This window comes from Streptomyces sp. NPDC042346 (genome assembly GCF_055581845.1).
The window spans coordinates 1,035,628-1,051,901 of record NZ_JBVJEH010000002.1 but is presented as its reverse complement, the minus strand read 5'-3'; the positions used below and the strand labels follow the sequence as shown (position 1 = coordinate 1,051,901).

Annotated in this window: 16 protein-coding genes; 7 read left to right on the top strand and 9 right to left on the bottom strand. The window is 73.8% G+C overall.

Annotation, left to right across the window (positions count from 1 at the left end):
• The first annotated feature begins 19 nt into the window (after positions 1-19).
• Together ACZ6K0_RS13280 and ACZ6K0_RS13275 are read left to right on the top strand one after the other, a co-directional pair.
• Positions 20-1,792, top strand: coding sequence for a sodium/solute symporter (locus ACZ6K0_RS13280; protein WP_376399501.1), 1,773 nt, complete (start codon positions 20-22; stop codon positions 1,790-1,792).
• A 66-nt stretch (positions 1,793-1,858) separates the two neighbouring features.
• A complete protein-coding gene (locus ACZ6K0_RS13275; protein WP_469232111.1) occupies positions 1,859-3,064 on the top strand; it encodes a sensor histidine kinase in 1,206 nt (401 codons plus the stop codon).
• Here ACZ6K0_RS13275 and ACZ6K0_RS13270 read toward each other — a convergent pair.
• From ACZ6K0_RS13270 to ACZ6K0_RS13260, 3 genes are all read right to left on the bottom strand, one after another.
• A complete protein-coding gene (locus ACZ6K0_RS13270) occupies positions 3,056-3,538 on the bottom strand; it encodes a hypothetical protein (RefSeq protein ID WP_376399495.1) in 483 nt (160 codons plus the stop codon). The two genes, ACZ6K0_RS13275 and ACZ6K0_RS13270, sit on opposite strands and share 9 nt — an antisense overlap.
• Before the next feature lie 250 nt (positions 3,539-3,788).
• A complete protein-coding gene (locus tag ACZ6K0_RS13265) occupies positions 3,789-4,202 on the bottom strand; it encodes a PaaI family thioesterase (protein ID WP_469232220.1) in 414 nt (137 codons plus the stop codon).
• 25 nt (positions 4,203-4,227) lie between these two features.
• Positions 4,228-4,785, bottom strand: a complete 558-nt coding sequence (locus ACZ6K0_RS13260) for a sigma-70 family RNA polymerase sigma factor (RefSeq protein WP_376399493.1) — start codon at positions 4,783-4,785, stop codon at positions 4,228-4,230.
• 260 nt (positions 4,786-5,045) lie between these two features.
• On the opposite strand from ACZ6K0_RS13260, the gene ACZ6K0_RS13255 reads away from it, so the two are divergent.
• Positions 5,046-6,275 carry a CapA family protein gene (locus ACZ6K0_RS13255; RefSeq protein ID WP_469232109.1) on the top strand — a complete coding sequence of 410 codons (1,230 nt, stop codon included), beginning with the start codon at positions 5,046-5,048 and terminating at the stop codon, positions 6,273-6,275.
• Positions 6,276-6,296: 21 nt separating this feature from the next.
• Here the strand turns inward: ACZ6K0_RS13255 and ACZ6K0_RS13250 are convergent, their stop codons facing one another.
• On the bottom strand, positions 6,297-6,758 hold the full coding sequence (locus ACZ6K0_RS13250) for a universal stress protein (protein WP_376399487.1): 462 nt from the start codon (positions 6,756-6,758) through the stop codon (positions 6,297-6,299).
• 90 nt (positions 6,759-6,848) lie between these two features.
• On the opposite strand from ACZ6K0_RS13250, the gene ACZ6K0_RS13245 reads away from it, so the two are divergent.
• Entirely contained in the window at positions 6,849-7,742 is an 894-nt protein-coding gene (locus tag ACZ6K0_RS13245) for a polysaccharide deacetylase family protein (RefSeq protein ID WP_469232107.1), read from the top strand.
• 78 nt (positions 7,743-7,820) lie between these two features.
• On the opposite strand, the gene ACZ6K0_RS13240 is transcribed toward ACZ6K0_RS13245, so the two are convergent.
• Positions 7,821-8,483, bottom strand: coding sequence for a class F sortase (locus ACZ6K0_RS13240; RefSeq protein ID WP_376399481.1), 663 nt, complete (start codon positions 8,481-8,483; stop codon positions 7,821-7,823).
• 419 nt (positions 8,484-8,902) lie between these two features.
• Between ACZ6K0_RS13240 and ACZ6K0_RS13235 the strand changes: the two genes are divergently transcribed.
• Positions 8,903-9,388, top strand: a complete 486-nt coding sequence (locus ACZ6K0_RS13235; protein ID WP_376399478.1) for a hypothetical protein — start codon at positions 8,903-8,905, stop codon at positions 9,386-9,388.
• 101 nt (positions 9,389-9,489) lie between these two features.
• Here ACZ6K0_RS13235 and ACZ6K0_RS13230 read toward each other — a convergent pair whose 3' ends face one another.
• From ACZ6K0_RS13230 to ACZ6K0_RS13220, 3 genes are all read right to left on the bottom strand, one after another.
• Positions 9,490-10,053, bottom strand: a complete 564-nt coding sequence (locus ACZ6K0_RS13230) for a hypothetical protein (RefSeq protein WP_376399475.1) — start codon at positions 10,051-10,053, stop codon at positions 9,490-9,492.
• Positions 10,054-10,219: 166 nt separating this feature from the next.
• On the bottom strand, positions 10,220-10,984 hold the full coding sequence (locus ACZ6K0_RS13225; protein ID WP_376399473.1) for a bestrophin-like domain: 765 nt from the start codon (positions 10,982-10,984) through the stop codon (positions 10,220-10,222).
• 20 nt (positions 10,985-11,004) lie between these two features.
• Positions 11,005-11,607 (bottom strand): hypothetical protein, encoded by a 603-nt coding sequence (locus tag ACZ6K0_RS13220; RefSeq protein ID WP_469232105.1) that lies wholly within the window; start codon positions 11,605-11,607, stop codon positions 11,005-11,007.
• A 651-nt stretch (positions 11,608-12,258) separates the two neighbouring features.
• Here ACZ6K0_RS13220 and ACZ6K0_RS13215 point away from each other — a divergent pair.
• Positions 12,259-13,071, top strand: a complete 813-nt coding sequence (locus tag ACZ6K0_RS13215) for an SAM-dependent methyltransferase (RefSeq protein WP_469232103.1) — start codon at positions 12,259-12,261, stop codon at positions 13,069-13,071.
• Entirely contained in the window at positions 13,068-15,233 is a 2,166-nt protein-coding gene (locus tag ACZ6K0_RS13210; RefSeq protein WP_376399465.1) for a putative bifunctional diguanylate cyclase/phosphodiesterase, read from the top strand. Before ACZ6K0_RS13215 ends, ACZ6K0_RS13210 begins: the two co-directional genes overlap by 4 nt.
• A gap of 132 nt (positions 15,234-15,365) precedes the next feature.
• Here ACZ6K0_RS13210 and ACZ6K0_RS13205 read toward each other — a convergent pair whose 3' ends face one another.
• On the bottom strand, positions 15,366-16,265 hold the full coding sequence (locus ACZ6K0_RS13205; RefSeq protein WP_469232102.1) for a LysR family transcriptional regulator: 900 nt from the start codon (positions 16,263-16,265) through the stop codon (positions 15,366-15,368).
• Between the last annotated feature and the right edge of the window lie 9 nt (positions 16,266-16,274).

Below are 16,274 nucleotides of genomic sequence, written 5' to 3'. Positions count from 1 at the left end.
GGACGGTGAAGCTCCCCGCGTGAACCAGACCTACGCCGTCGCGGCCGTCACCGCCGTCGTCCTCGCGACCGTCCTGATCGGCGCCCTCGGCCTGCGGATCTCCCGCACCACCTCCGACTTCTACGTCGCCTCCCGGACCGTCCGGCCCGGCCTCAACGCCGCCGCCATCAGCGGTGAGTACCTCTCCGCCGCCTCCTTCCTCGGCATCGCCGGACTCGTCCTCGTCCAGGGCCCCGCGATGCTCTGGTACCCCGTCGGCTACACCGCCGGATACCTCGTCCTGCTCGTGCTCGTCGCCGCCCCGCTGCGCCGCTCCGGCGCGTACACCCTCTCCGACTTCGCCGAGGCCCGCCTCGAATCCCCGCAGGCCCGCCGCCTCGCCAGCCTCTTCGTCGTCGGCATCGGCTGGCTCTACCTGCTGCCGCAGCTCCAGGGCGCGGGGCTCACCCTGGAGATCCTCACCGGCGCCCCCGACTGGGTCGGCGGGCTGCTCGTCGCCCTCGTCGTCACCGGCACCGTCGCCGCCGGCGGCATGCGCAGCATCACCTTCGTCCAGGCCTTCCAGTACTGGCTGAAACTCACCGCCCTGCTCGTCCCCGCCCTCTTCCTCCTCGCCGCCTGGTACGGGGACGGCGCGCCCCGGGCCCGCTTCGACGCCCCCGCCGTCCTCCGCGAGCACACCGTCGTCCGGGTCGCCGACACCGTACGGATCGGCCTCGACGCCCCGATCACCCTCACCGTCACCGGCAGCGTCGACGGCGTCCCGTACGACCACCGGACCGTCACCCTCGCCCCCGGCACCCACCACGTCCTCGCCTCCACCGAACTCGCCTTCGCGCCCGGCGCGGTGCTGCCCGAGCGAAGCGAGATGGGGGTCCCCCCGGCCGAAGGCCGGGGGAGGGCCGCCAGCGGCACCGACCCCCTCGGCTGGTCGCAGCCGCTGGCCGGGGGGCACGACGGACACCAGCTGTACGCCACGTACGGGCTGATCCTGGCGACCTTCCTCGGCACCATGGGCCTGCCCCACGTCGCCGTCCGCTTCTACACGAGTCCGCACGGCCGCGCGGCCCGCCGGACCACGCTCGTCGTGCTCGGCCTCGTCGGCGCCTTCTACCTGCTGCCGCCGCTCTACGGATTCCTCGGGCGGATCTACGCCCCCGAGCTCGCCCTCACGGGCTCCGCCGACGCCGCCGTGCTCGTCCTGCCCGAGCGGATCCTCGGCGGATCCGCCGGCGACCTCCTCGGCGCGCTCCTGGCGGGCGGGGCCTTCGCCGCCTTCCTCTCCACCGCCTCCGGGCTCACCATGTCCGTGGCCGGTGTCCTCACCCAGGACGTGCTGCCCTCCCGGGGCGTGCGCCACTTCCGCCTCGCGACCCTGCTGGCGACCGCCGTCCCCCTGGGCGTCGGCGTGGTCGCCTCCAAGGTGCCGGTCGCCGACGCCGTCGGCCTCGCCTTCGCGGTCTCCGCCTCCTCCTTCTGCCCGCTGCTCGTCCTGGGCATCTGGTGGCGGCGGCTCACCCCGCCCGGCGCCATGGCCGGGCTCCTGCTCGGCGGCGGCTCGGCCCTCGCGGCCGTGATGGCGACCCGGGCCGGGCTCGCCCCCGAGGGCTGGCCCCACACCCTGATGGCCTGGCCGGCCGTCTGGTCGGTCCCGCTCGGCTTCCTGACGATGGTCCTCGTCTCGCTCGCCACCCCGGGCCGGGTCCCGCCCGGCACCCCGGCACTCCTCGCCCGCCTCCACCTGCCGGAGGAGTTCACCGGCTCCGTCCCCTCCCAGGAGGTACGCCGATGACCGGCACCGTCCCTTCCCAGGGGGTACGCCGATGACCGGCACCGACCCTGCCCCGGAGGTGCGTCCATGACCGGCATCGCCCTCGCCGCCGCGGCCGCCGCCGGGGCCGTGCTGCTCGCGGCGGGCTTCGTGCTCGGCCGGTTCGCCGCCCGTCGCGGGGGCCGCACCGCCGACCCCGACCTCGGCACCCCCGTCGAACGGGCCACCTTCCACACCCTGCACACCGCCTCGCTCGCCGCGCCGCCGCTGCGCGCCGGGCTCACCGAGGAGACCGCACGCAAGGCGGCGAGCACCCTCCGCTCGCTGCTCGGCACCGAGGCGCTCTGTCTCACGGACCGGGCCTCGGTCCTCGCCTGGGACGGGCCGGGCGGGGACCACCACCGGGCGCACGTCCCCGCGCTGGCCGCCGACACCCTCGACACGGGCCGCAGCCGGTCCGCGCACACCGGCTGCGACGACCCGGCGTGCCCCCTGCGCTGGGCGGTGATCGCCCCGCTCACCGGCGAGGACGGGGTGCTCGGCGCGCTCGTCGCCTACGGCTCACGGGAGTCGGCGGTCCTGGTACGGGCCGCGACGGAGGTGGCCCGCTGGGTCTCCGTCCAGCTGGAGCTGGCCGAGCTCGACCGCTCGCGGACCCGGATCGTGGAGGCCGAGATCAGGGCCCTGCGGGCCCAGATCTCCCCGCACTTCATCTTCAACTCCCTCGCCGCCATCGCTTCGTTCGTCCGCACGGACCCCGAGCGGGCCAGGGAACTCCTCCTGGAGTTCGCCGACTTCACCCGGTACTCCTTCCGCCGGCACGGCGACTTCACCCAGCTGGCCGACGAACTGCGTTCCATCGAGCAGTACTTGGCCCTGGCGGGGGCGCGTTTCGGGAAGCGGTTGAAGGTGACGCTGCAGATCGCCCCCGAGGTGCTGCCGGTGACCCTGCCCTTCCTCTGCCTCCAGCCCCTGGTGGAGAACGCCGTCAAGCACGGTCTCCAGGAGCGGGAACGGGGCTGCCGGGTGACGATCGCCGCCCGGGACGCGGGCGCCGAGGCCGTGGTGACCGTCGAGGACGACGGCGTCGGCATGGACCCGGAGCTGCTGCGGGCCGTCCTGCGCGGGGAGCACCCGGCGGGCTCCGGCATCGGACTGTCCAATGTGGACGAGCGGCTGCGCCAGGTGTACGGGGCGGAGCACGGTCTCGTCATCGAGACCGGCGTCGGCGCGGGCATGAAGGTGACGGTGCGCATCCCCAAGTACCGCCCGGGCGTGCACCGTTCAGCGTAGGTAGAGCGACAGGTGGGCGAGTGGCAGGCCCAGCTTCCAGGCGGGCAGCCAGACCTGGGCCTTCTCGTCCACCGGCGACCCGGGATCGCCGTCCGCCGGGTCGTCCACGTCGGCGGCGCGCACCCAGGTGTCGCGCAGACCGCGCCAGGCGGTGTGGGCGAGGGCCAGGTCGGGCCCGTCCCCCTCCGCCGCGAGGCGGGCGGCGAGCCGCTCCTCGACCCAGGACGGCCAGGGCCGGTCGTAGGCCGTGCGGCGCAGCAGGGCCTCGACCGGCGCGGGGTGCGGGTCCTCCGACAGATGGACGGTGAGGGCCAGGGCCTGGAGGCCGGCCCGGTACTCCAGTGAGCCGGGCGCCACGAGCTCGGCGGCCCGCAGTACCTCGTCGGCCAGGTACTCGGCGCACAGCCAGGCCATCGGGACGGCGAGTCCGCCGCCACTCGTGCCGCCGGTGCCGTTCGTGCTCTCGGGCAGCAACGCTCCCACCTTCTTCTCCCGGACATGGGGACGCGTACGTCAGGGACCCGTACGACGGGACCCGGATGTCGGGGCCCCGGATGTCGGGGGCCCGGGGGAGAGCCTCCACCGTGAAGGGCCCCCGCGGGTCCCGCTTTGCTCAACTCGCCGGTGTGGATTCGGATACGTTTCCCGGCCGGATCGGTGCCGGTGGGGCGAGTGTCGCCATGTGTGGCGTGCGGGGCGGGAGCGGCGGGGCGCCGTGGCCGGTTCAGCCGAGCAGCGCGTACACGGCGGTGGCGTGCGCGGCGGTCTCCTGCGTGCCGTCGGCGGTCATCGTGATGTCGGCGAAGGCCATCCGCTTGCCCGTCTTGGTCAGCCGGGCCCGCACCAGGACGTCGCTGCCGACGACCGCCCGCTGGAAGGAGATCGACTGCTGGACGGTGGTCATCGGCACGAAGCCGCCGCGGGCCGCGGCGACCGCGATGACCGTCGCCGTGTCGGCCGCGGCCATCAGGGCCTGGCCGGAGAGCCCGCCGCCCTCCCGGGCGAGCCGGTCGGACCAGGGGAGCCGGAGCACGGCCCCGGCGGCGTCGACGGAGTCGACCGAGAGCCCCAGGTCGAGCACCCAGGGGGCGAAGTTGTCGGCGAGGATCTTCTCGGCGGCGGCGGTGGTCAGCGCCACGGCGGCGGGAGTCTGCGTCACGGCGTCATTGTGAAGCCGCGGCGCGCGGCCGGGCAACGCCCGCGCGGTGCGGACGGTAGCCGGGCAGCGACCGGCCGAGCTGCCGCAGGGCGTAGTGCGAGCGGGACTTGACGGTCCCGGCGGGGATGCCGAGGTCCACGGCGGCCTCGTTGACGGTCAGGCCGTGGAAGTACAGCCGGACGAGCACCGCCCGGTGCTCGGGGCTCAGTTCGCGGACGGCGGCCCGTACGTCGAGGGCGGCCTCGGCGGTGGCGGTGGCGTCGGCGGGGTCGGGCGTCACCGCGAGGACGCCGTCGCCGATCTCGGCGGGCCGGGCGAGGCGTGAGCGGCGGGCGTCGATGGCCAGTCGGCGGGCCACGGTGAAGAGCCAGGGCCGCATCGACTCGTAGGGGCCCTCGAAGGCCTCGGGGTGGAGCCAGGCGCGTACGAGGGTCTCCTGGGCGAGGTCCTCGGCGCGCTGCCGGTCCCCGTACGTCAGCCCGAGCAGGAACGAGAGCAGCGCGGGGCCGTGGTCCCGCTGCAGCTGCTCCAGGTTCCGTTCGTCGGTCGTCGCCGTCGTCATGCTCCCCGCCTCTCCCTCGGCTCGTCGTCCCGGCGGTATCCGAACGCATCCGGAAGACAAGGGACAGGGAAGGGACATCGGTCTGCGACGAACGGTCGCACCGAGCGGCGAATGGTACGGCGAACGGTCAGGCGGAGTTATTGCGTCCGTTTCAGCGGGGTTCGTGTGCTTGTGCGGCCTTGACCCTTGACTGCGGCTTTCCCGCGGGATCAATTCGTCAGAACAGGTGTTCATAGCAAGAGCTGAGCGGAGTGCCGCAGATGACCTCACGCACCAGACCGGCGGCGGTGACGGTCGCCGCCCTCCTCCTCGCGGCGGCCACGGGCTGCACCGTGGGCAGCACCCCGGGCGGCGGCTCGGGCGGTGCCACGAGCCCCGCCCCCGGGACCTCGGCCGGGCAGCCCGCCACCGGGCGGACCGCCCCGCCGTCCGCTGCCCCGGGCGGCGCCTCCGCACCCGCCGGATTCACCCTGGTCGCCTCCGGTGACGTCCTCCCGCACGACTCGATCATCCGGCGCGCGGCCCAGGACGCCGGCGGCGACGGCTACGACTTCGGCCCCATGCTCTCCGGGGCCAAGAGCGTCGTCGCCCCCGCCGACCTGGCCATCTGCCACATGGAGACCGTGTACGGGGAGGAGGGCGGCCCCTATACCGGCTACCCCGCCTTCAAGTCGCCGCCCGAGGTCGCCGCCGCCCTCAAGGCCACCGGGTACGACTCCTGTTCCACCGCCTCCAACCACACCCTCGACGACGGCGCCGCCGGCCTCCGCCGCACCCTCGACGCCCTGGACAGGGCCGGGATCCGGCACGCCGGCTCCGCCCGTACCGCCGAGGAGGCGGCGAAGCCCACGCTGCTCAAGGCCGGCGGCGCCACGGTCGCCCAGCTCGCCTACACCTACGACACCAACGGCTACCCCCTGCCCGACGGGCAGCCCTGGGCGGTCCGGCTCCTCGACGAGCAGACGGTGATCGCCGACGCGCGCGCCGCCCGCGCGGCCGGCGCCGACGTCGTCGTGGTGAGCGTCCACTGGGGCACGGAGTGGCAGACCGACGCCGACGAGCGGCAGCTCTCCCTCGGCCGCGCGCTCACCGCCTCCACGAGCGGCGGCCGCCCCGACATCGACCTGATCATCGGCACCCACGCCCACGTCCCGCAGGCGTACGAGAAGGTCAACGGCACCTGGGTCGTCTACGGGATGGGCGACCAGATCGCCGGGGACATGATCAACCACGAGGGTTCCTTCGACCCCCGGGGCAACCAGGGCACCATCGGCCGCTTCACCTTCGCCCCGCCCACGGCGCCGGGAGCGCGGTGGGAGGTCACCAAGGCGGAGTTCGTCCCGCAGTGGTTCGACACCGGCCGGGGCCGGGTCGTGAACCTCGGCGCCGCGGGCGACGGCGACCCGCGCCACGCCTCGATCCGCGAGACGATCCGCCAGGTCGTGCTCGGCAGGGGCGCCGAGAAGGACGGCCTGACCATGGGGAAGTAGGGCCTTCGGTACGCGGGCCGGTCACGGCACGACGGTGACCGGCCAGCGCCCCGCCTTCACCAGACGCACGGCCACCGAGCCGACGAAGCGGTGGCCCGCCGACTCCGAGACGCCCACCACCACCGCGTCCGCCGTCAGCTCCTCCGCCGCCCGGACCAGGCCCGCGTAGGCGTCGCCCTTGAACGTGTGGAACTCCCAGCGCACCTGCCAGAGGTCCCGCACCCGCTCCGTCGAGGCGCGGATCTCCGCGACCAGTTCCTCGGCGATCTCCTCGGTCGTCCCCGACACGGGCGCGCCGAGCGCGGCGCCCGCCGGGTACACCGGCTGCACGTACACGAGCGCGAGCAGGGCGTTCTGCCGCCGGGCGAGCCCGGCCGCGTACGCCGCCGCGCGCAGGGAGGAGTCGGAGCCGTCGACTCCGGCCATGATCACCTTCGGGCCGTCGGTGCCCCGTTCGAACCGGGTGGGCTGCTGTGCGGTCACCCCGCGAGGCTATCGGCTCATCGGGTGTTTTCGGACAGGGGGCCGGTGTCGATGAGCCGGGTGGGCCCTCGCCCGGACGAACCATTGGTCATGAAAAAGGATCAGATGCCCAACGGGCGCCGGGCGGTGCTGCGCCTCGCCGCCGCGCTCGGCGCCACGGCCACCGTCGGATACCTCGCGGCGGACCGGTTCGCCTCGCCCGAGCCGCCCCCGGGCGCCGCACCGGCGCCCCACGGCCCACCGGGAGCGGGGTCGGGCGCGGGGTCCGGAGCCGGGCCGGCCGCCGGTCCGCAGGCCGCTCGGGCGGCCCGGCTGCGCCCGTCCTCGTACCGGCTCCAGCCGATGACCGCGTACGCGCCCCCGGCCTTCCGGCGCGCGGTGCCGCCGGTGCGGCAGCGGCCCTTCCTCAGCATGTCCGGGGTCGGCCGCTCGATGGTGCTGTCCTTCGACGACGGCCCCGACCCCCGCTACACCCCGGGCATCCTGGAGACGCTGCGCCGGTACGAGTGCCGGGCGATGTTCTTCGTCTGCGGCGAGATGGCCGTGGAGAACCCGGACCTGCTGCGGGAGATGGCCGACGACGGGCACGTCGTCGGCAACCACTCGTGGTCCCACCCCCTCATCCCCAAGCTCCGGCCCTCCCGGATCCGCGACGAGCTGGGCTCCACCAGCGAGGTCGTCGAGCGCACGCTGGGCGGCGCGCCGCTCTGGTACCGCGCCCCCTACGGCGCCTGGAACCGGCACTCCTTCGAGATCGGCGCCGAGCTGGGCATGGAGCCGCTCGCCTGGACCGTCGACACCCTGGACTGGAAGGAGCCGGGCACGGGCACGATCGTCCGCCGCGTGCTCGACGGCGCCGCCCCCGGCACCGTCGTCCTCTCCCACGACGCGGGCGGCGACCGCTCCCAGAGCGTGGCCGCGCTCCGCCGCTATCTGCCCGAACTCCTCGACGCCGGCTACCACATCACCGTGCCCCGGCGCTGAGGGACCCGGCGCCCGGCCGGGCGCAGGCGAAGGGCCCCGGCACCTGGGAGTGCCGGGGCCCTTCGCGTACCGCGACCGTCAGCGGGAGCCGACCAGGCGGCCGTACACGACGACGTTCCCGTCGTAGCCGCCCGCCCGCGTGTAGCCGCCGCCGCAGGTGATCACCCGGAGCTCGGGCTGTCCGGTGTCCGCGTAGACCTGCACGCCGGGGAAGTCGTTCTTGGAGTAGACCTCGACCCCGTAGATCTCGAAGACCGCGACCCGGCCGTCGTACCGCTCGACCTCGATGTGCTGACCCTTCTCCAGCGATCCCAGGCCGTAGAAGACCGCCGGGCCCTGGGCGTTGTCGACATGGCCGACGACGACCGAAGTGCCGCGCTGGCCGGGGGAGATGCCGTTCTGGTACCAGCCGGCGAGGTTGGCGTCCTGCGGGGGCGGGGCCGCCACCCAGCCGTCCGCGTCCAGGCCCACGTCCATGACGGGGGCGGCGACCCGGATCGCGGGGATCCTGATCCGCGAGGCCGGGGCGAAGGGCAGCGGCTCCAGGCCGGCGGTCGCCTCCGCCGGCGGCGGGACGACCGGCCGCGCCACGGGCCGGGCGGCCGCGGCGGGTTGGGGCGGTCCCAGGGCGACGTCGACCCCGTTGCGCATCATGGCGAGGCCGGACAGCATGGCGAGGGCCAGGACGCCCCAGGGTTGGCGTCTCCTGCGGTCGAAGACGCGGAAGTCCTTCGGGGGCATGGTTCTCCCTTCGTGGCGTCGTCAGAACGGTAAGGGCGGCGGGGTGGGCCGTCGCCCCGGACGCGGCGAACGGGTGGGGGCCGCCGCCGGACGGGTGCCGGGGCGCGGGAGGAAGGCCGGAGAAGCGGTCTGACACGGTGCCGCGGGCGCACTCCGAGGACCCGAGGGGGTCCCCGTGGGGACAGCCGGGTGACGCGGGGCTGGACCATCCGAGTATTCGTCAGATAAGCACCCTGGACCGCTGTGACCTGCGGTTCCGTCCCGTGCGCGGGGTCATTTCCGGGCGTGTCGCCTCACCGGGGTGGACCAGTGCCGACGTGCACGGCTCGCCCCGACTTGTGATGGTTCGTCATGGAAGGCGTACTCGTCGAATTTCCCGGAGCACCGCTTTGGGGCGTCTTTCCACTGGAGGTTCAACCATGCGTGCTGCACGCACTCTGGCGGTGGCCGCCACCGCGTTCGCGGCGGTCGGGCTCGCTGCCCCGCTCGCCGCGGCCACCAACGGGCCGAGCAACGTCCAGGTCAACCCGTTCGAAGTCCACGCGGGGTCGACGCTCACGATCACCGCCAGGGGTTGCGGCCACGGCGGCACGGTCACGTCCAACGCGTTCCCGGAGACCAACCTCTCCGTCAACTCCAACGGGCTCTCCAGCGCCATCGCCCGTGTCCACAACAACGCCACTCCCGGCAGCTACAACCTGGCCGTCAAGTGCAGTGACAACTCGGCTGTCGTCACTGCCCCGTTCCGGGTCCTCCCGGGCCGTGGTGCGCAGGGCGGTCTCGGCGGTTCGCTGGCTCCCACCTCCACCGAGATGGCCGTCGGCGGCAGCCTGGTCGCCGCCGCCGCGCTCGGTGGCGGACTGTTCATCGCCCGCCGTCGCCGTATGACCGGCGCCGGAGCCTGACCGGCCGAACCTCCCGGTCGGCCCGCTGTGCCCGTCGCCCCCGAGTCCCTGCCAGGACCCGGGGGCGACGGGCGTCCCGCGTCGCCCGTCGCCGTGCGGGGTCAATGGCGGCGGGAGTCGCCGGAGCGGCGGCGGACCACGAACACGACGCCGGTGGCGGCGGCCGCGACCAGGGCCGCACCGGCCGCGAGCGTTCCCGCGCCCACCTCGTCCACCGAGCCGCCCAGACCGCCCTGGACACCGCGCGGGGGCGTGAGCAGCGTGGAACTGATGGTCGGGGTGGCCGTGGGCAGCCCGCTGATCGTCAGAGCGACGGTGTCCTGCACGCCGCCCGTGCAGTTGAACGACACCGTGTACACCGCACCGCGCCGGGCGTCGGCGTCCACGGTGGCGGTCGCCGCCGAGTTCGGCGCGATGGCGACGGTGTCGAAGATGCCGGCCGAGGCCGTGGCCGTACTGGCGCACCCGGGGGCGCTCAGCGTCACCCGGCCGCCCGGGGCGACGAGCGAGGGCGACACGACGAAATCGCCCGGTGCCTTCGCTCCCGGTGCCCGCGGATTGGTGGCGGGGGCACCCTCCGCCGCGAGGGCGACGGTGGCGGGGGCGGCCAGGGCGAGGGCGGCCGCCCCCAGCAGGGCAGTGGACGCGGCACGTATCGCGCGCATGGTGAATCCTCCGGGTCCCGAGGGGCAGCCGCGAAACGGGATTTCCGCGAAGGGCCTGCGAGCACCTCGATGCCCGACACGCTAGGAGCGCACTACCACAGCCGCGATCCCAGACGTGCGAATGGGGCACTCATGTCCCCCGTGCGGCCCACTCGGAGGCCGTGAGTCACCCCGTGACCTGCGGGAACAGATCGGTGAACGGCGTGGCGGTGGCCGAGATGCCCCGGCCGAACGGCGCGTCGAAGTCCCAGATGAGGAACAGCAGGAACGCGATCAGCACGCTGAAGAGTCCGGCGAGCAGCAACTCCCGTCCCGTCCTGCGGATCTGGAGCGTGAAGATGAGGCCGACGGTGACCAGGGCGCCGATGATCAGGCCGAACCAGACCACCCCCGGCATGGTCGCCCCCGCGCTCTGCCCGCGCGCGTTCCGGGCGTCGTCGGCGACGGCCACCTGGTCGACCAGCGGCTGGTAGGCCTGCCCCTCGAAGTCGTTGGCGGGCTGGTAGTCGGTGACGCTCCGGCGCACCTGGTCCATGAGGGCGGTGCCCTCCGGGCTCAGCTCGCCCTCCTCGGACATGTGCGTCCACTCCTTGTCGACCACGTACGCGACGTACGCGTCGACATCGGCGCGGATCCTGGTGCGGACGTCCAGGGGGTAGACCTCGGCGCGGGCCGAGATCTCGTGCATCGCCTGGGCCTCCTGCCGCACGGTCTCCTGTGCGGCGCCCCGGGCCTCCCAGACGCCGGCGATGGCGAGACCGAGGACGATCGCGTAGATCACGCCGATCATCATCGTCATGTACTCGATGACGTCGGGGGTCTCGCTGGGGTCGTCGTCCTCCGGGATCCGGCGGTGGTTGATGACGACGATGGTCAGGACGACGGCGACGGCGGCGGCCATCGCGAGGGTGAGTACGAGCCATTCGGACATGGTTCTACCTCCGGCGGAGCTCAGCGGGAGCGGGGGCGCAGGATCGCGGTCGCGAGCACTGCGGGGGCGATGATCACCAGCGTCATCGTGACGACGGACGTGCGGCCCTTCGGCTGGGGCCGCGTGGCGCGGCGGTAGTGGGGGAGCGCGACGGGGCCGTGGGCCGGCGGCCGGGGTCGCGTCGTGGGTGCGGGCGTGGGGGTGGGCGCGGGCGCGGGGGCGGGAGGTGACGCCGGGGGCGCGGGCGCCGGAGTGCGCTCCGGTGGGACCGGGGTGGCCGGTGCGGGGGAGGCGGGCTCCGGGCGAGGTGCCGGAGTGGTCACCGCGGGGGGCGGCGGCGTCGTCGTCCGTACGGGAGGCGGGGGTGGCGCCGGGACGGTCGGGGGCGGCGGCTTCGGCGTCGTGGGCCGGGGCGCGGGTGTCGTGGGCGGGGGCGGCGGCGGTGGTGCGGGGGTGGGCGAGCACGCGCCCGGCCCGATGACCGCCACCGAGGTGTGCGAACCGCCGGGGCCGGTCGTGGCGTAGGCGCAGGAGTCGGCGGCGGCGGGGACGGGTGTGGCGAGCAGCCACACGAGTCCGAGGGCCGCCAGCGACCGCGCGAGGAGTGATCCGTACAGAGACACGCCGTCGAGCTTGATCACAGACACGGCGAACCGGGGCGGAAACGGCGGGGATTCGCCGGATGGTGGGGTTCTCCCGACGCGTGGTTTGACGTTTCGCCGCTCCGGAGGCGGATTCGGCGCAATGCCCGGGTATCGCCGAGCCGTGCGATTCCGCGCGCGGACTCAACGCGGACTCAACGCGGACTCAACGCGGACTCCGCGGCGGACTCCGCGCGGGTTCGGCCGGTCTCCGACCTGACTTAGTCATGGTCCCGCCGGGACTCCACCTGCACTCCGCAGCACTCCGTCAGGGCTCCGGGGGAAGAACTGTCCGGTTGTCGCCCTGTCGTGGGCGGCGGCCGACAGGGCGTCCGGCACCGGCGACGGCTCCCCGGCCGGGGCAACGACCGAGGTGCGCCAAGGGCCCTGGCCCCCGTAAGGTGCGGCGAAGGCCGGTCGGGAAGTCGACGCACACTCATATGCACGTGAATTTGCACGAGCTGAAGGCGTGAACTCTGCGCTTCACGAGCATGTGCCAATGACGTGTGACCAAGAACGGACCGCTAATTTCCGTTTCTACTCGCTCTCCCGGCGGGCGATCAGTAGCCTCACCTCGAACACCGGCCGCGAACACATGGCCGCATCCCCCATGGCGACTTGTTGGAGACATTGATGGAGCGTCCCGCCTGGGCTCCGCCGGGTATCGACATTTCGGTGCCGAGCGTGTCCCGTATGTACGACTTCTATCTGGGCGGCTCGCACAATTTCGAAGTGGACCGGGAAGCGGCGCGCAAGGCCATGGAGTTCATGCCTGGCCTCCCCAAGGTCATGCAGGCGAACCGTGCCTTCATGCGGCGCGCCGTCCGCCACGCCGTTGACAACGACGTCACCCAGTTCCTGGACATCGGCTCCGGCATACCCACCTTCGGCAACGTGCACGAGGTCGCCCGGGCCGCCGACCCCGCCGCACGCGTCGTCTACGTCGACCACGACCCGGTCGCCGTCGCCCACAGCCGCGCCGTCCTGGAGGGGGACGAGGCCGCCGCCGTCGTCGCCGCCGACCTGCGCAAGCCGGCCGACGTGCTCCGCAGCGCCGAGGTGTCCCGACTCCTCGACCTGGACCGGCCGGTGGCGCTGCTCCTCGTCGCCGTCCTCCACTTCCTGGAGGACGAGGACCGTCCGTACGAAGCCGTCGCCGAACTGGTCGACGCCCTCGCGCCCGGCAGCCTCCTCGTCATCACCCACGCCTCCTACGAGGGCATCCCGCTCACCCAGGAGCAGGCGGGCGGCACCGTCGGCGTCTACCGGAACATCCGCAACCCCCTGGTGATGCGGTCGGGCGCCGAGATCAATCGCTTCTTCGACGGCACGGAGATGGTCGAGCCCGGCCTCGTCCCGATGCCGGCCTGGCGACCGGAGAGTCCGGTCGAGGAGGAGGATCCTTACGCCTTCTCCGGTTTCGCAGGGGTGGGGCGCAAGGCGTGAAGGTCCCGTCGCAGCCCACCGGTTCCGTCGCCGAGGCGGACGGTCCGGAGGACAGACTCAGGCGGTTCGTCACCATCTGGAGCCGCGCGATCTTCCCGGTGACGGCCACCTCGCTGACCCGCGCCGAGTTCGAGGGGCACCTGCTGCCGCTGGCCCGCACCCTGTGCGACGCGCTGCACGCCCGGCCCTTCGACACGGCCCCCGCCCAGCGCGCCGGCGCGGCCCTCGTCGCCGCCCACTGCACCGACCCCGACGCGCTCGGGCGCAGCCTCGGCGTCGTCGATTCGTACCTGGTCCTCTACTGCGGTACGGAGTCCGACGTCCCGGCCGAGGAGCTCCGGGCCCGCTGCGCCCGCCTCCAGCACGCCATGGCCGCCGGCTACGCCCAGGCCCTGCGCGAGCGGACCCGCGCCGAGCAGGAGGCGATCGCCCGCTCCGCGCTCGCCGCCCGCAGCGCCGCCGAGATCGCCCTGCACGCCACCGAGAGCCGCTTCCGCGCGGTCTTCGACGGGGCGGCCATAGGCATCGGCATCGCCGACCTCGACGGCAACGTCCTGGAGATCAACGAGACCCTCACCCGCATGTTCGGCGGGATGGAGGGCCAGGTGCGCAGCCGTAACGTCAGCGAGTGGGTCCACCCGGAGGACGGCCCGCACGTCTGGAAGCTGTACGACGAACTCGTCCGCGGCGAGCGGGAGTCCTACCGGGTCGAGAAGCCGTACTACCGCGGCGACGGAACGGTTCTGTGGACCAACCTCACCGTCTCGCTCCTCCGCGACGCCGAGGGCCGGCCCCAGTACCAGCTCGCCCTCATGGAGGACACCACCGAACGGCGGCTCCTCCACCTGCGCCTGCGGTACGAGGCCACCCATGACGCGCTCACCGGGCTGCCGAACCGGACGCTGTTCTTCGAACGGCTGGAGAAGGCGCTCGCCCCCGGCGAGAACTCCCGCTTCGGCCTCTGCTACCTCGACCTCGACGGCTTCAAGGTCATCAACGACAGCCTCGGCCACTCCACCGGCGACCGGCTGCTCGTCGAGGTCGCCGACCGGCTGCAGAGCTGCGTCACCGGCTCGGGCGAGATGGTGGCCCGGCTCGGCGGGGACGAGTTCGTCGCCCTCACCACCGGGTGCGGCGGCCAGCAGGACGTCACCGAGCTCGCCGACCGCATCCTCGGCGCCCTCGCCACCCCCCTGCGCATCGACGGCCGCGAACTGACCGTCCGCGGCAGCCTCGGTGTCGTCGAGGGACCGGCGGGGGAGCGGACCCCGGCCGAGGTGCTGCGCAGCGCCGACATCACCATGTACCGGGCCAAGTCCGCGGGCGGCAACCGCTTCGAGCTCGCCGACCCCGAGGCCGACGCCCGCGCCATCACCCGGCACGGCCTGACGACGGCGCTGCCCGCGGCCCTGGAGCGCGGCGAGTTCTTCATCGAGTACCAGCCGCTCGTCCACCTCGGCGACGGCAGCGTGCACGGCGCGGAGGCGCTGGTCCGCTGGTGCCACCCGCAGCACGGGGTGCTCGGACCCGACCGGTTCATCCCGCTCGCCGAGGACACCGGCCTCATCGTGCCGCTCGGCCGCTGGGTGCTCCAGGAGGCCGTGCGCCAGGCCCGCTTCTGGCAGGCCCGGCACGCCGACGGCGGTCCGCTGCGGATCAACGTCAACCTGTCCCCGACCCAGCTGCACCACCCGCGCCTGGTCGCCGACACCGTCGACGTCCTGGAGCGGTCGGGGCTCGAACCGGGCGCGCTCTGCCTGGAGGTGACCGAGTCGGCGCTGATCGGCGCCGACGAGGACCTGCTGAAGCCGCTCCGGCAGCTCGCCGAGATGGGCGTGGACATCGCGCTCGACGACTTCGGCACCGGCTACTCGAACCTGGCCAACCTGCGCCGCCTGCCGGTGAGCGTCCTGAAGCTCGACCGGTCCTTCACCCGGGGCATGCAGCAGCACCCGGTGGACCCGGTCGACCTCAAGATCGTCGAGGGGATCGTCTCCCTGGCGCACAGCCTGGAGCTCGCCGTCACGGTCGAGGGCGTCGAGACCGGCGCCCAGGCGCGCCAGCTCCGCGACCTCGGCTGCGACACCGCCCAGGGCTGGTACTACGCCCGCCCGGGCGCCCCGGACCGCATCCACTCGCTGCTCCTGGCGGACGCGGTCTGACGCTCCCGCCCGCCGTACGGCCCCTGCCGGGGCGGCCGACCGCCCCGGCTCTCCGCGACGCGGTGGACGTACGCCCCGGCTCTCCGTGACGCGGTGACGTACGCTCCGGCTCTCCGTGACGTACGCCCGGGCTCAGTCGCGCACCGGACTCCCCTTGCGGGAGGCGAGCAGGACCCGCTGGAGCTCCCGCGCCGCCCTCGGCGGCGCCACGTCGCTGCGGTGGGCCAGGGCGATGGTGCGGCGCAGGCCCGGCCGGGCGAGCGCCGTCACCCGCAGGTCGCGGCCCGCCCGCGCCGCGACCATCGCCGGGACGACCGCGAGCCCGAGCCCCGCGCGGACGAAACCGAGCACCGCGTCCAGCTCCCCGCCCTCCACCGTGAACGTGGGCTCGAAACCCTCCGCCCGGCAGGCCGCCACGGTCAGTTCCCGCAGGTCGTAGCCGTGCCGGAACATCACGAGCGGCTGGTCCCGCAGGTCCTTGATCCGCACCGGCCGGCCCGGCGCCGGAGCCGCGGCCGAGGAGACGACCACCAGGTCCTCCCGGAGCAGCTCGACGGTCGTCAGGGCCGGTGACGGGGACGGCAGCGGCAGCACCACGAGCGCCAGGTCGAGCGCCCCGCGCGCCAGCTCCCGTACGAGATCGTGCGAGCCGCCCTCCTCGATGAGGAGCTCGATGCCCGGATGCAGGTCGTGGAAGGCCCGGAGCACGTCCGGCAGCAGCCCGGTGCACAGGCTCGGGGTCGCGCCGAGGCGCACCCGGCCCCGCTTGAGCTGCGCCAGTTCCTGCACTTCGAGGCGGGCCGTCTCGGTGTCGGCGAGGATCCGGCGGGCGAGCGGCAGCAGCGCCTCGCCCGCGTCGGTGAGGGTGATGTTCCCCCGGGCCCGGCTGAACAGCTCCGCGCCCAACTCCCCTTCCAGGGCCTTGATCTGCTGGGAGAGCGAGGGCTGCGAGACATGGACGCGCTCGGCGGCCCGGGTGAAGTGACGGGTCTCGGCCACGGCGACGAAGTAGAGGAGCTGCTGGAACTGCATGACCCCAGC

Bases quoted from the DNA above. Each gene is read 5' to 3' on its own strand.
- ACZ6K0_RS13275 (WP_469232111.1), top strand. From the start codon at position 1,859: ATGACCGGCATCGCCCTCGCCGCCGCGGCCGCCGCCGGGGCCGTGCTG.
- ACZ6K0_RS13260 (WP_376399493.1), bottom strand. From the start codon at position 4,785: ATGACGACGGCGACGACCGACGAACGGAACCTGGAGCAGCTGCAGCGG.
- ACZ6K0_RS13255 (WP_469232109.1), top strand. From the start codon at position 5,046: ATGACCTCACGCACCAGACCGGCGGCGGTGACGGTCGCCGCCCTCCTC.
- ACZ6K0_RS13245 (WP_469232107.1), top strand. From the start codon at position 6,849: ATGAAAAAGGATCAGATGCCCAACGGGCGCCGGGCGGTGCTGCGCCTC.
- ACZ6K0_RS13240 (WP_376399481.1), bottom strand. From the start codon at position 8,483: ATGCCCCCGAAGGACTTCCGCGTCTTCGACCGCAGGAGACGCCAACCC.
- ACZ6K0_RS13235 (WP_376399478.1), top strand. From the start codon at position 8,903: ATGCGTGCTGCACGCACTCTGGCGGTGGCCGCCACCGCGTTCGCGGCG.
- ACZ6K0_RS13230 (WP_376399475.1), bottom strand. From the start codon at position 10,053: ATGCGCGCGATACGTGCCGCGTCCACTGCCCTGCTGGGGGCGGCCGCC.
- ACZ6K0_RS13225 (WP_376399473.1), bottom strand. From the start codon at position 10,984: ATGTCCGAATGGCTCGTACTCACCCTCGCGATGGCCGCCGCCGTCGCC.
- ACZ6K0_RS13215 (WP_469232103.1), top strand. From the start codon at position 12,259: ATGGAGCGTCCCGCCTGGGCTCCGCCGGGTATCGACATTTCGGTGCCG.
- ACZ6K0_RS13205 (WP_469232102.1), bottom strand. From the start codon at position 16,265: ATGCAGTTCCAGCAGCTCCTCTACTTCGTCGCCGTGGCCGAGACCCGT.